Raw genomic sequence first — 13,791 nt, 5'->3', positions numbered from 1 at the left:
AATCGAATTCTAACGAATGACCGATTTCTGTCCCACTCTCTTCGATTTACTTTAAAATGAGGCTAGGGTATGCCAATCTGGCTCCTTAACAGGCGTTTCTCCTATCTAGCTTCAGAGGATATTAAAGCCCGATTTCTGCTTGGACAACTGCTGCAATGGTATCTACATAGTAGTCTACTTCTTCATGTGTAGGTGCTTCTGCCATGACACGAAGAAGAGGTTCTGTTCCACTAGGGCGAACCAGGATCCGGCCATTTCCGGCCATTTCCGCTTCCATTTTTTCAATGATCTCACGAATAGCAGGCACTTCCATCGCCTTGTCTTTCATACTATTTTCAACCCGTATATTGACCAGTTTTTGAGGATAAATGGTCACTTCTGCAGCCAATTCAGACAATTTCTTGCCGGTTTCTTGCATGATTTTTGTCAATTGAACCCCTGTTAATTGGCCATCACCAGTTGTGTTGTAATCCATGATGACTACGTGACCAGATTGCTCACCACCAAGGTTGTATCCTGACTTGCGCATTTCTTCGACCACATAGCGGTCTCCAACAGCCGTGATTGCTTTGTGAATTCCTTTTGCATCCAAGGCCTTGTGGAATCCGAGATTGGACATGACAGTTGTGACGATTGTATTTTTTTCGAGTAAGCCTTGACTTGATAGGTAGGATCCGATGATGTACATGATCTTATCACCGTCTACGATCTCTCCATTTTCATCGACAGCGATCAAGCGGTCACTATCGCCATCAAAGGCTAGACCAATGGTTGCACCAACTTCTTTCACTTTTTCTTGTAAGTGCTCAGGGTGCGTAGAGCCAACACCATCATTGATATTCAAACCATCTGGCGTTTCACCAATAACCGTCAATTGTGCTCCCAAGTCTGCAAAGACCTGACGAGCACTTGTTGAAGCGGCACCATTTGCAGTATCCAAAACAACATGCAAGCCGTCCAATTGAACCCCTGTAGATACGAGGAATTCTTGGTATTTGCGCAAGCCTTCTGGATATTCCATGACCGTTCCTAAACCTTGAGCACTTGGACGTGGAAGGGTATCTTCAGGCGCATCCAATAGAGCTTCAATTTCAAGTTCCCGATCGTCATCCAACTTGAAACCATCACCACCAAAGAATTTGATGCCGTTGTCCAAAGCTGGATTGTGGCTAGCAGAGATCATCACTCCTGCGCTTGCTTTTTCAGTACGGACCAGGTAAGCAACACCTGGAGTAGCAATCACTCCCAATTTGTAGACACGAATTCCAACGGATAACAAACCAGCGATCAAGGCATGCTCCAGCATTTCACCAGAAATACGCGTATCGCGTCCAACAAACACTAGGGGCGTTTCTTCTTCATGTTGGCTTAAGACATAGCCACCGAAACGGCCCAACTTAAAGGCCAATTCTGGCGTTAATTCTACATTTGCTTCTCCACGGACACCGTCCGTTCCAAAATATTTACCCATTATGTATTACCTTTTACTTTCTAATTGCTTGAACTGGAGGAAGTCGACGAAGAGCTACTTGAGCTGGACGAAGACGAGTTCGTCTTGGTTGTCACCTGGATGTGCATCTCACCAGGTTTTACCACACCTGGTAGGACATTTCCTTGGGCATCTACCGCATTTAAAGAAACAGTTCCACTATAGTTTCCACTGATTATTTCACTGGAAGGGAAGACCGCTTCGACATGATCGATCCGACTCAAGGTTTCTTGGTCACTTGTTACTTCTACTTTAGAAGTTTCTAGAGAAATATCCGTTACCGTCACCCCTTCAACGATCTGATTGTGAGGGATCGTAGCCCTAACAGAAAATGATTTTTTCGCTTTTTTACCAATTTTCACCGAAACCTTCTGTGGCTCAACGGTAGCTGTCAATCCGGCCGGTAGGTCTTTTACGACCAAGGGGACTTCAATCGTTCCTTCTTTTTCCTTCCGAAGATCGGCGACCACTCGAAACTTCCGAGTGCTTGGCTGCATTTCACTAGCAAGGGCAACACGATTGGACCCTTTCAGAAAAACGGTCACTTCTGAGGTCAAGCCACTAACGAAATAGGTTTGATCATTGTACTTGGCATCAATCGGGATGTTGGTTAAGGTATTGGTATAGGTTTCCGAGCTAACCTGCCTTGCACTACTATTGTTTTGAAAATTAAAGGAAGAGGCATTGATAAACAAGATGACGGACAATAAGACCGAGGCAAAAACATACAGAAATTCTTTTTTGGATCTCATTTTACCAACCTCCCCAAAATTCGTTCTTTTAAGCTACGATCTTTCTTTTCGTCAGGGACAAGAAAACTCCTTAATTCTTTTTCGAACTCATCTAGCGTCAGATCGTGCAAAAATCTGCCATTATTGGTCACAGAGATCCCACCCGTTTCTTCAGATACTACAAAAGTAAAAGCATCTGACACCTCTGAAAGACCAATGGCTGCCCGGTGACGGGTTCCAAATTCTTTTGAAATCATGCTACTTTCTGTCAAAGGTAGATAGGCACAAGAAACTGCGATCTTATCATTTCGAACAATAACAGCACCATCATGCAAAGGTGTATTTGGAATAAAGATGTTGATTAATAATTCACCAGAGATCTCAGCATCCAAAGGAATCCCGGTCGAAATATATTCTTGAAGGGTTCTAGCTCCTTGAATGGCCACCAAAGCTCCTATCTTACGAGGGCTCATATAAGCCACTGCCTTAACATAGGCTTGGACCATCTTCTCTTCCTGACTGACTTCACTGGTCATAAAGAATTCTGTGGCACGCCCTAGTCGCTCCAAGCCAACCCGAATTTCTGGTGAAAAAATCACAACCAGAGCGATGACCCCATACGTAATGACCTGATTGATCAACCAAGAAATCGTCGTTAAACCTAAAAAGTTGGCTAAAAATTGAACCAAGAAAAAGATAATGACACCCCGCACCAAAATCATGATTTTGGTACCGGCAATCGCCTTGATCAAAAAATATAATAACCAAGCTACTAGGGCAATATCAATGACGTTGATAACGATACTCCACCAATTTGGAAACAAACTCGTCCAAAATTGTGGATTTGTAATCTGTTGAATGTTCATAAGCTCACACCTACCACTTCTCTTAAAGACATCAATCTATTATATCACGTTTCATAAAAGTTTTCTGTAACCTTCTGATGCTTTTTATGATAAAATATGATTTATGAAGATAAAAACAACCTTGGGCGTCTTGGCAGGCAAGCTATCCGGCTCTATTCTTGAAAAAATGGGGCGCGGATCAACCCTCCCTGGAAAATTAGCCCTCAAATTTGATAAAGATATTCTTAGCCAATTGGCTAAAAACTACGAGATCGTTGTCATCACTGGGACAAATGGAAAAACCTTGACCACAGCCCTAACTGTTGGAATTCTCCAAGAGGCCTTTGGACCCATTTTGACTAATCCAAGTGGAGCCAATATGATTTCTGGGATCACGACGACCTTTATAAGGGCCAAGCATTCGAAATCAAATCGCCCGATTGCGGTACTGGAAATCGACGAGGCCAGCCTCTCTCGGATTTGTGATTACATTCAGCCAAGCCTTTTTGTGGTTACCAATATTTTTCGAGACCAGATGGATCGCTATGGCGAGATCTATACGACCTATCAGATGATCCTAGATGCCATTCAAAAGGTTCCAACTGCAACCGTCTTGTTAAATGGAGACAGTCCACTGTTCAATAGTCAGACTCTTTCAAACCCTATCCAATATTATGGCTTTGATACTGAAAAATCTGAACCACAACTGGCTCATTACAATACGGAAGGCATCCTCTGTCCGCATTGCCACAATATCCTCAAGTACAAGCTCAATACTTATGCCAATCTTGGAGATTATATTTGTGAACACTGTGGCTTCCACCGACCGTCTCTCACTTATGCACTATCGGATCTGCTCTCTCTAACTCAGAATTCATCGCATTTCCGGATCCAAGGTCAAGACTACCACATCAATATTGGTGGCCTTTACAACATTTACAATGCCTTGGCAGCTGTTTCCGTTGCAGGATTCTTTGGAGTTCAACCGGATGTGATTAAACGAGGATTTGACCGTAGTCGGGCCGTCTTTGGCCGTCAGGAAACCTTTAAAATCGGTGATAAAGAATGTACCTTGGTCCTGATCAAAAATCCAGTCGGAGCGACCCAAGCCATTGAAATGATCAAACTCGCTCCCTATCCATTTAGTTTATCAGTCCTTTTAAATGCAAACTATGCGGATGGGATCGACACTAGTTGGATTTGGGATGCAGATTTTGAGCAAATTACTCAGATGGATATTCCTGAGATCAATGCTGGTGGAGTACGTCACTCTGAAATTGCTCGCCGCCTTCGGGTCACTGGCTATCCTGCCGAAAAGATCACAGAGGTCGCTGCCTTAACGGATGTCTATGAACGAATCAAGCAGCAAAAAACGTCGCATGCTTATATTTTAGCGACTTATACAGCTATGTTAGAATTCCGCGAGCTTTTAGCTCAAGAACACCTGATTGAAAAGGAGATGCACTAATGACTTATACTTCCCTCGAATCTTCTCATCAGGTTCAATACCCTTATAGTCTACGCATTGCCCATCTCTATGGCAACTTGATGAATACCTATGGAGACAATGGAAATATCCTCATGCTCAAGTATGTAGCGGAAAAACTAGGGGCTCATGTGACAGTCGATATCGTCTCCCTCAAAGACCGATTTGATCCAGATACCTACGATATTGCCTTTTTCGGTGGAGGCCAAGATTTTGAACAAACCATTGTTTCAGAGGACCTACCCGATAAAAAAGAAGACCTCGACCGCTTTATCCAAGAAGATAAGGTGATGCTAGCTATCTGCGGAGGTTTTCAACTTCTAGGCCAGTACTACATTGAAGCTTCTGGCAAACGCATTGAAGGGCTCGGTATTATGGGGCATTACACTCTCAACCAAGTAAACAATCGCTATATTGGCGACATCAAGATCCATAATGAAGAGTTCGACGAGACCTACTATGGTTTTGAAAACCACCAAGGTCGGACCATCTTGGCAGAGGATGAAAAACCGCTAGGTAAGGTTGTCTATGGAAATGGGAACAACAAAGAAGATGGGGGCGAAGGGGTTTACTACAAGAACGTCTTTGGCAGCTACTTCCACGGTCCCATTCTTTCTCGGAATGCCAATTTGGCCTATCGCTTGGTGAGCACTGCCTTAAAAAATAAATATGGCAAGGACCTTTCCCTACCGGCTTATGAGGAGATTCTAAGTCTAGAACAGCCGGAAGAATACGCTGATGTGAAGAGCAAGGCTGAATAAAGCCACCATTTATGAGGAGATACAAATGACGAAAAAGAAAGTTCAATATGTCGCACTATTAATATCCATTTTATTGATTGCGATCATCTCACTGGCCAATATGCAGACCGTAACTGTAAATTTTCTACTGGTCAAATTCAAACTACCATTAATTATTTTGATCTTAATCTGTGTCCTGTTGGGTTCCTTGGTCACCTTCTTGGTCAGCCTCCCAAAAGACTTTTCATTAAAAAATGAACTCAAGTCTGCCAAAAAGCAGTTAGGACAAAAAATGGCAAAAGAAGAAAAAGTAAAAGACTAAAAAAGCACCGATTGGTGCTTTTTTCATGTTGTTCTAATGATTTTTTGCTTGTAGCTGCTTGGCGATTACTTGTGCTAGGAGTGAAAAGAGAATAACTCCAGCTCCAATTAGGAGAAAGGATTCTACTCGGACACTTGGTAACCAAGTCATCAAGCCTTTAGCCACAGGCATAAAGAGAATGGCTAGGGTAAAAATAGCACTTAAGACTCTCCCCAGATATTCTCCGTCAACCTTGGTCTGTACCTGCGTGAAGAAGTGAATATTAAAAATTGTCATGAAAAGTTCACAAACTAGGTTTCCTGAAAAAGTTAGAAAATTGGGCAGTGGCAAGCCCATCACGAAAACTCCTACTCCTGTTAAAATCATTAAGAATAAAAGCATCTTCATGCTGGATTTAAATTTATTGGCTATCAGTGCTCCGATGATTGAGCCAATCGCACCCATGGTTAAGATAGTTGCATAGGCTCCGTCTACACCATAAAGTTTATTTGAAAAAGGGAGCAAGAACTCAAAGGCTGCAAAAAAGAAATTAACACTAGAAGCCACTAACAAGAGAAAGAAAATTTCTTTTTGATGCCTGATATAGTGCAAGCCATCTTTGATATCCGCAAAAATATCTTTCCCTGTAAAACTCTTATGCTCTTGAACCTTTGGTTCTTCTTTTGGAAGTAAAGCCACTAGAGCAAAAGCAATGAAAAAAGTCAAAGCGTCTAGTAAGAGCGTCATATGAAGACTGGCAAATTGTAAAACAAGGAAAGAGAGCACAGGTGAACTAACACCGACAACCTGCAAGACCAACTCCAAGTGTGCATTATAGGTCACTATCTCGTCCTTTGCTACCACCTCTGTGATAATAGCTTTATTAGCAGGCCGAGAAAAAGCAAAGGCAATGGCCTGGACAATATTAGCAAAGATCAAAGCGCCAATCATCCAGCTATCATTTCTGATAAAAGAAATGACCAGACAGAGAATCCCACAAACCAAGTCTGTTGTCATCAAAATCTTGCGACGGGAAAAACGGTCTGAAATCACGCCTCCAAAGGGATTAGCTAGTATAGCTGTCACCAACTCCGAAATTTGATAAATCCCTAATACTGTCTTTCCCACCGTCCCCATCGAGGCCAGCCAAACACTATTCCCATAATCATAGAGCATATTCCCTATTTTATCGATCGCGCCACGAGCAATTAATTGGACTGCATGTCGATTCATAAAAAAACCTCCTTCATTTTCTGAAACTATTGTATCAGTTCATGAAAGAGATTTTCATTTTGTCCCCTATTTGGGAAAATTAGTGTTTTACAAATTTATCAAAGTGCTCTTGATAATAGGCTACCTGCTCCGGAAGACCTAGTAAGTCAAAAATATGCATGGCTTCCTGCATCTGGCTACAGCCTTCTTTACACTGTCCTTTTTGGTACAAATCAAAACCTTTAAGATAATGGAAGATATTGCGCTCGTAGAGTTTGATGCTCTTGCCGATAATCTTTTCCACATAGGCTTCAAAATAACTAGCACTTTCAAAAGAACGGTGTTCTAAACAATGCTGGTAACAATTGAGGGCTAGAATCAAGACCAGTTTTCGATGGCGACCAATTTCCTTGTAGAAATCTTCCCGCTCCATCACTTCTCTACCAAGCCGAGTGACATAATCCACATCATAAAAGCTATAAAGATTGCCAAAGAGGATCAACTCATACATGGTCCATTCTTCCGTTTGAAAGAGATAGTCCGCCACCTTGTCCAGATCGCTCTGCTTCATCGTGTAGCTGGCATCTCTCTGGCAAATCAGCCCTTGTAACAAAATCCAGTTCAATTCAAAATAGAGGGGATTGGTCGAACTCTTAGCTTTTTCAAGTTCCTCCTCTTGAAGCCTTTGAAAACCAGCAATATCATTTGCATAGTAAAGCGGAATAATCTGAGCCATCAAGGCCACATGCTCATGGTGTTGGAAATTTCTGGCCTTATCCATAAAATTCTCAACAGTCACATGGATATTGTCCAAAATTTCAAAGAAGCGCGACGTAGCCAGATCCGACTCGCCCAATTCAAAACGGGATAACTGAGAGGTCGAGCAGGCTTCTCCTGCAGCTTCTTTTAACGAATAATTTTTACTGATTCGAAATTCACGAAAAACTTTGCCTAAATCTTCCATTTATTCCACCTGCTCTGACAGTTCTGCCCACTCTTCCATGACCGCTTCCTGCTGGACAGTCAGTTGGTCGAGCTCGCTTTGCAGTTGGACCAAATCCTCTGCATCATTGGTGCTATGCATGGTTTCGGTGATGTCTTGGATTTTCTGATCCAGCTCTTCCATCTCTGCTTCCAATTGCTCAATGCGGCGGGTGATTTTGCGGAGTTCCTTTTGGTTTTGCTTTTGCAAGTGATAGTCATTGCTGGTGACTTCTTCGGTCGAAGAAACAGGCACAGCTTCTGCTTGCGCTGCAGCAAGGACCTCTAACTCTGCTTTTTTCTCCAGATAATAATCATAGTCTCCCAGATAAAGGGTTGAGCCCTCTTCTGAGAGTTCCAAGACCTGTGTAGCCACCCGATTGATAAAGTAGCGGTCGTGGCTGACAAAGAGAAGAGTCCCATCAAAATCAATCAAGGCATTTTCCAGTACTTCCTTGCTATCGATGTCCAAGTGGTTGGTCGGCTCATCGAGAATCAAGAAGTTATTATTCTCCATAGAAAGCTTGGCTAGAAGCAAGCGCGCCCGCTCTCCACCCGATAGCATACCGACGGTTTTCTTGACATCGTCCCCTGAGAAAAGGAAGGCTCCCAGGCGATTGCGAATTTCTACTTCTGGTGTCAGTTTAAAGTCATTCCAGAGCTCATCCAGGACACTGTTGTGAGGGGTTAGCTTACTTTGGGTCTGGTCATAGTAGCCCACCTCGACATTGGCCCCATAACGGGCTTCCCCCTTGATAAAAGGAATCTGCCCAACGATAGACTTGATAAGAGTAGACTTCCCAATCCCATTTGGCCCCACAATAGCGACCGCATTCATCTTGCGGATATCCAAATTAATAGGCTCGGACAGGATTTGATCGTCATAGCCGACAGCTGCCTCTTCTACTGTCAAGACAACATTTCCCGATGTCTTATCGGAATGGAAGGTCATATGGGCAGACTTGGTCCCAGCTTCAGGCTTGTCTAAGCGCTCCATTTTTTCCAACTGCTTGCGACGAGACTGGGCCCGCTTGGTGGTTGAGGCCCGCACCAAATTACGATTAACAAAGTCTTCAAGTGCTGCAATTTCTTTTTGTTGCTTCTCGTAGTTCTTGGCTTCGGTCAGGAGTTTTTGCTCTTTTTGTTCGACAAAGCTGGAGTAATTGCCGACATAGCGATCCAAAGAATGCTTGGTCAAGTCCAGAGTAATGGTAGCGACCTTATCTAGGAAATACCGGTCGTGGCTAACAATGAGAAGGGCCCCACTATAATTGACCAGATAGTTTTCCAACCAGGCAATGGTCTCAATATCCAAGTGGTTGGTCGGCTCGTCCAGTACCAAAAGATTTGGCTTTTCCAAGAGCATCTTGGCCAGAGCCAGACGGGTATTTTGCCCACCAGACAGCTCCTCAATCTTCATCTGCCACATGGATTCATCAAACTTGAAGCCGTTGAGAATAGCGCGGATATCTGCCTCATAGGTAAAGCCACCAGCCTGACGGAATTCTTCCGATAGCCGGTCATAATCCTGCATGAGTTTTTCCAAATCGGCTCCTGTTTTTTCCCCCATCTCAAGCTCCATTTGACGCAAAGCTTTCTCGGTCTTTCGGAGAGAGTCAAAGACATGAAGCATCTCATCGTAGATGGTATTGGACGACTCAAATCGGCTATCCTGGGCTAGATAAGAGAGAGAAAGGTCGCGCTTTTTATTGATTTCCCCAGAAGTCGGCTCTTCTTCTCCGACCAAGATTTTTAAGAGCGTAGATTTCCCTGCTCCATTCTTTCCGACCAGGGCAATCCGGTCCCGTTCATCCACTTGCAGGCTGATGTTATCAAAAAGAACCTCCCCTGCAAAAGAGCGTTCAATTTTGTTGGCTTGTAAAATAATCATGTCCCTATTTTACTATCTTTTTACGGATTAAACAAGGGAAGACAAAGCATCAAAAAAATCCCGAGCCCCTTGAGGTCCAGAACTTTTAGAAAGTAGTTCAAATTTGATTACTCCTTATACAATTGTCGGACTGCTTCCACATCCATATCCTGAATACTATAGAAAGAGCCAGCCGGTTGCATGACGGATTCTCCATCATTGTGGTCCAAACCAATGGCATGCCCTAGCTCATGTTCAGCTGTATTAACAATTCGTTCATAACTGTAGTTATAAACGTAATTTAACAGATAATGGCGATTGAGGCGAACTGTGATGTGGGTGAACCGATTGGTTAAGAGGTTAGTTTGAGAGGCAGTTTCTCCTGCTGCAGAAACGGATGCGTTGTCCATTTCGGTCAAGACCACATTGGCCTCTTTTTCATTTGTGACCAGCTTGAAAGTAAAGGCACCTGTTTGGTTCCAAGCCTCAATGGCATCCCGATAGGCTTTTATAAAAGTTTGACTGATATTGGGATCTAGATAAACCGTGGCCTCTGGCTGATCCCATCTAGCTCCATTGTGTTCGTGATTGTCCGTCTGGTTCGACTGAGAATTTGGAGCCATCCCAAATCGAGCAGCAAAGCCCTGATCACCAAATAAATTCCCAGCTTGATACACAACTTTTTGGGCAGCATGGCCAAGGCCACTCGCCCCAGAAGCCGAAGAATCTGTGAAATAGAAAATCCCAACTAGGATTAAAAAACTAATCCCAATTGTCCAGAAAAACCCCCAAAAGAGGCTCCAGGTCATGCGCAGAGTCCATCTCAACCATCGAAAAATAGTTTTCATACAGTCTCCTTTCTCTTAAAGAAGGGATGCAATTGTATCACTTGATCCTTAAAAATATCTTAAAAAAGCACCGTTTCCACATTAATTATGAACGGTTACTTTTCCTGTTTGGTAATCCAGGCTGATCCCACTTTGAACATTGGGCACAAAGACATTAAATTCCAGCGTCCCGTCACTCGATTTGGCTTCGATCTGAGAACCTAAAGGAATCAGATCTTCCGGCTGATTGTAGATCAAAGTGACCCGATAGCGGACCCGCTTGTTCTTATCTAAGGCTTTTCGAACCAGGGTCTCATAGTAGTTTTGACCAGTGGAATGAGGATCATTGGCTTGATTGGACCAGGCAGTTTGCACAGCAATATTTTTTGGATTGCTAGTCGAGGCATCAAAGCCTTTGAGATTGCCAATCAAAGCATAGCCCAATAAATGCCCTCGATCTACCGCATGGTCATATTCACCTGATAGATTATGGACCTGATGCCAACCTGCTGGTTTCCAATCGGTTTGACCACTTCCTGTTGCTTCCCGATCACGATATTGGCGCGTTGCCTTGCTCATCAAGGCATTGGCAACCATCGGTACAGTCTTTCCCTGTACTTCTTTCGTCTTGTTATCCGCATAGGGTTGACTAGCGACACTGGCATCCAGATCGGTCCGATTCCCCTTGACCACAAAGGCTCCCGTTCCATTCCACTCTAACTGATCTCCTAATTGTGAACGAGCGGAAGTTGTCAGGACAGAACTGGCTAATTCCTTACTAGGGGTTTCATTTTGGCTACTGGTCACCACGGAAACAACCTGGTCACCTCCACCTTTCTGAGTTGGTTGATGGATAAAATAGCCACCAATCGCTAGGGCTGTAGCGACCAAAAAGCCTGCCAAGGTTTGTTTGGTACGTTTGGTTACTTTTTGTTTTGTCATATCTTTCTCCAAAAAAGAGCAGCGCTAGATGGGTCACTGACTCGATTCGCTGCTCTCCTTTTTCTCAATTTCATTTAAATCTTATTTGCCAGTTAGCTTTCCAATAATCTCTGACCAAGTACTAGGCGAAAGAATGGACCATGGATTTTTTCCATCTCCAATCACCCCATAGCCAATGACCAACCCTACTGCAAAAATCATGATTCCGATCACAGCTAAGAGAAGGACAATCCCTAGCTGTTTTGCAACATATTTAAGATTCGTTTTCATCGTCTACTTCCTCTACACGTTTCACATCTGCACCAAGTGCTACCAATTTTTCATGGAATTGGTAATAGCCACGATCCAGGTGATTCAATTTGCTGACCTTGGTTTCTCCTTCAGCCACCAAGCCCATCAAGACCAAAGTTGCACTGGCGCGTAAATCGGTAGACATGACCTCAGCACCTTGGTAGCTTTCACCACCGACGATACGGGCTGTATCCCGCATAATTTCAGAATGAACCCCCATCCGGCGCATCTCTTCCAAATGCTGGAAGCGATTTTCAAAGACCGTTTCAATCATGGTCGATTCACCCTTGGCCATCGCCATCAAGGCTGTAAATTGCGCCTGCATATCTGTTGGAAATCCTGGGTAAGGAAGGGTCTTAACGGATACTGGACGAAGCTTACTAATATCTGATTGGATCCGAATGCCATTGTCTTCTTCGGTTACCGTAACGCCCATCTCCTGCATCTTCGAAAGAAGCGGACGGTTATGCTCCCAAATGGCATCTTCGATCAAGACATCTCCACCGGTCATGGCAGCCCCAATCATGAAGGTTCCTGCTTCGATCCGGTCTTGAACCACATTGTGAACTGCCCCATGTAAACTCTCCACTCCGACGATAGTTAAGGTCTCTGTTCCTGCACCCTTGACATTCGCACCCATTTTATTAAGCAAGAGTGCTAGGTCAACAATTTCAGGTTCTCGAGCTGCATTTTCAATGACTGTCACGCCATCTGCCAAGGTAGCTGCCATCATAATATTTTGCGTCGCCCCTACAGATGGGAAGTCCATATAGATATGTGCCCCCTTGAGACGATCGGCTTTGGCTTCGATATAACCGGCTGCTTGAGTAATCTCAGCTCCCATGGCTTCTAAACCTTTGAGGTGGAGGTCAATCGGACGGCTACCGATCGTACAACCTCCAGGCATGGAAACTTTAGCATGGCCATTACGTGCCAAGACTGGCCCCAAGACAACAATTGATGCCCGCATCTTACTCACATATTTGTAGGGTGCTTCCTCAGACAATTCTTCTTGGGCATCCACAACAACCGTATTTTCTTCTTCATTGAAGGTCACTTGTGCATTCAACCCACGAACGACATTGTTCATGGTAAAGACATCTGATAAAACCGGCACATTTTTCAAGGTTGTCACACCCTCACTTGCAAGCACGGTTGCGGCAAGAAGAGGAAGGACCGCATTTTTTGCCCCTTCAATTTTAACGGTTCCAACTAGTCGATTATTTCCACCATTAACGATTATTTTTTCCATACGGGATTGTTCTCCAATTTCTTAAAGTCACGCTTTCTATCATACCATATTTTTCATAAAATGTGGCTAGAATTGGCCAATAAAAATCTGCCGACTCATCTCATAGACACTGATAAAAAATGAGCTGGCTAAATAGCCTAAGGCAACACTGAACAGCAGAATTAAGAAGCGAATTTTGATCGCATTTTCCGCACTAACTTTTAAAAATTTTTCCCATCTTACCAAGTTGAAGAGTAAATAATAGGAAAAAAAGATAAACAATAAATGGCTGGAAAGATTAAATATCATTTGAATCATATCGCTATTATATCATATTTGCTTTCTAGTTTCTTCTTTTGATTTGACTTCCAACAAAAATAAGGTGAGGACGTACCTCCACCTTATTTTAAATATCTTATAAACGATTTCCGACATTAATCCGGTTAATGGCGCGTTGAAGAGCAATTTTAGCACGACGTTCCATATCAACCGAATGCTGATCTTTGGCTTCTTCAATCGCTTTTTCAGCTCGCAGTTTGGCCCGCTCTGCACGACTAATATCGATATCTCGAGCACGTTCAGCAGAATCGGCAACGATGGTAATGACATTATCTGCTACTTCGATAATCCCACCATTGACTGCAATCCAATCAATATGTTTGTCATCGTCTATCCGACGAACCTTTACTTGGTCTACAGCCAAAACCGCAATGGTATTGATATGATGAGGTAAAATCCCTAATTCACCATCAATTGTCTTGACAGATACAAATGCGGCATGATGATCATAAACCAGTCCATCGGGTGTCACGATTTGGACGTTCATTTGACTCATCTTTCACCTC

Annotated in this window: 15 protein-coding genes; 3 read left to right on the top strand and 12 right to left on the bottom strand. The window is 43.5% G+C overall.

Annotated elements, in window-relative coordinates; all coding sequences use genetic code 11:
- Positions 1-121: 121 nt before the first annotated feature.
- The 3 genes from glmM to cdaA are packed head-to-tail and all read right to left on the bottom strand — an operon-like array spanning position 122 to position 3,086.
- Complete coding sequence (gene glmM, locus BTU61_RS03300) at positions 122-1,471, bottom strand: phosphoglucosamine mutase (protein WP_200772320.1); 1,350 nt, start codon at positions 1,469-1,471, stop codon at positions 122-124.
- A gap of 20 nt (positions 1,472-1,491) precedes the next feature.
- Positions 1,492-2,241 (bottom strand): CdaR family protein, encoded by a 750-nt coding sequence (locus BTU61_RS03295; protein ID WP_200772319.1) that lies wholly within the window; start codon positions 2,239-2,241, stop codon positions 1,492-1,494.
- Entirely contained in the window at positions 2,238-3,086 is an 849-nt protein-coding gene (cdaA, locus tag BTU61_RS03290) for a diadenylate cyclase CdaA (RefSeq protein WP_200772318.1), read from the bottom strand. The genes BTU61_RS03295 and cdaA overlap by 4 nt, the downstream gene beginning before the upstream one ends.
- Before the next feature lie 103 nt (positions 3,087-3,189).
- Between cdaA and murT the strand changes: the two genes are divergently transcribed.
- The 3 genes from murT to BTU61_RS03275 are packed head-to-tail and all read left to right on the top strand — an operon-like array spanning position 3,190 to position 5,613.
- Positions 3,190-4,533 carry a lipid II isoglutaminyl synthase subunit MurT gene (gene murT / locus BTU61_RS03285; RefSeq protein WP_200772317.1) on the top strand — a complete coding sequence of 448 codons (1,344 nt, stop codon included), beginning with the start codon at positions 3,190-3,192 and terminating at the stop codon, positions 4,531-4,533.
- The gene (gatD, locus tag BTU61_RS03280) at positions 4,533-5,312 is read left to right on the top strand and encodes a lipid II isoglutaminyl synthase subunit GatD (protein ID WP_200772316.1); all 780 of its coding nucleotides are present in this window, start codon (positions 4,533-4,535) and stop codon (positions 5,310-5,312) included. The genes murT and gatD overlap by 1 nt, the downstream gene beginning before the upstream one ends.
- 25 nt (positions 5,313-5,337) lie before the next feature.
- The gene (locus BTU61_RS03275) at positions 5,338-5,613 is read left to right on the top strand and encodes a lipopolysaccharide assembly protein LapA domain-containing protein (RefSeq protein WP_200772315.1); all 276 of its coding nucleotides are present in this window, start codon (positions 5,338-5,340) and stop codon (positions 5,611-5,613) included.
- Positions 5,614-5,646: 33 nt separating this feature from the next.
- Here BTU61_RS03275 and BTU61_RS03270 read toward each other — a convergent pair whose 3' ends face one another.
- The 9 genes from BTU61_RS03270 to BTU61_RS03230 form a co-directional block, all read right to left on the bottom strand.
- Positions 5,647-6,825, bottom strand: a complete 1,179-nt coding sequence (locus BTU61_RS03270; RefSeq protein WP_200772314.1) for an MFS transporter — start codon at positions 6,823-6,825, stop codon at positions 5,647-5,649.
- A 79-nt stretch (positions 6,826-6,904) separates the two neighbouring features.
- The gene (locus BTU61_RS03265; RefSeq protein WP_200772313.1) at positions 6,905-7,768 is read right to left on the bottom strand and encodes an XRE/MutR family transcriptional regulator; all 864 of its coding nucleotides are present in this window, start codon (positions 7,766-7,768) and stop codon (positions 6,905-6,907) included.
- Positions 7,769-9,676 (bottom strand): ABC-F family ATP-binding cassette domain-containing protein, encoded by a 1,908-nt coding sequence (locus BTU61_RS03260; protein ID WP_200772312.1) that lies wholly within the window; start codon positions 9,674-9,676, stop codon positions 7,769-7,771.
- Between the two features lie 107 nt (positions 9,677-9,783).
- Positions 9,784-10,503: a matrixin family metalloprotease gene (locus tag BTU61_RS03255; RefSeq protein ID WP_200772311.1), complete on the bottom strand. Its 720-nt coding sequence runs from the start codon at positions 10,501-10,503 to the stop codon at positions 9,784-9,786.
- 81 nt (positions 10,504-10,584) lie between these two features.
- Positions 10,585-11,424: a DNA/RNA non-specific endonuclease gene (locus tag BTU61_RS03250; protein WP_200772310.1), complete on the bottom strand. Its 840-nt coding sequence runs from the start codon at positions 11,422-11,424 to the stop codon at positions 10,585-10,587.
- A gap of 81 nt (positions 11,425-11,505) precedes the next feature.
- Positions 11,506-11,694 carry a DNA-directed RNA polymerase subunit beta gene (locus tag BTU61_RS03245; RefSeq protein WP_187539297.1) on the bottom strand — a complete coding sequence of 63 codons (189 nt, stop codon included), beginning with the start codon at positions 11,692-11,694 and terminating at the stop codon, positions 11,506-11,508.
- Positions 11,678-12,967, bottom strand: coding sequence for a UDP-N-acetylglucosamine 1-carboxyvinyltransferase (gene murA, locus BTU61_RS03240; RefSeq protein WP_200772309.1), 1,290 nt, complete (start codon positions 12,965-12,967; stop codon positions 11,678-11,680). Before murA ends, BTU61_RS03245 begins: the two co-directional genes overlap by 17 nt.
- 66 nt (positions 12,968-13,033) lie before the next feature.
- A complete protein-coding gene (locus BTU61_RS03235; protein WP_200772308.1) occupies positions 13,034-13,264 on the bottom strand; it encodes a DUF1146 family protein in 231 nt (76 codons plus the stop codon).
- Between the two features lie 97 nt (positions 13,265-13,361).
- Positions 13,362-13,781, bottom strand: a complete 420-nt coding sequence (locus BTU61_RS03230) for a F0F1 ATP synthase subunit epsilon (RefSeq protein ID WP_200772307.1) — start codon at positions 13,779-13,781, stop codon at positions 13,362-13,364.
- Between the last annotated feature and the right edge of the window lie 10 nt (positions 13,782-13,791).

The organism is Streptococcus lactarius, assembly GCF_016642265.1.
In the GTDB taxonomy this organism is placed as follows: domain Bacteria; phylum Bacillota; class Bacilli; order Lactobacillales; family Streptococcaceae; genus Streptococcus; species Streptococcus lactarius.
Note: the sequence above shows the minus strand (reverse complement) of the source record. Positions and strands in the feature narration are given on the sequence as shown.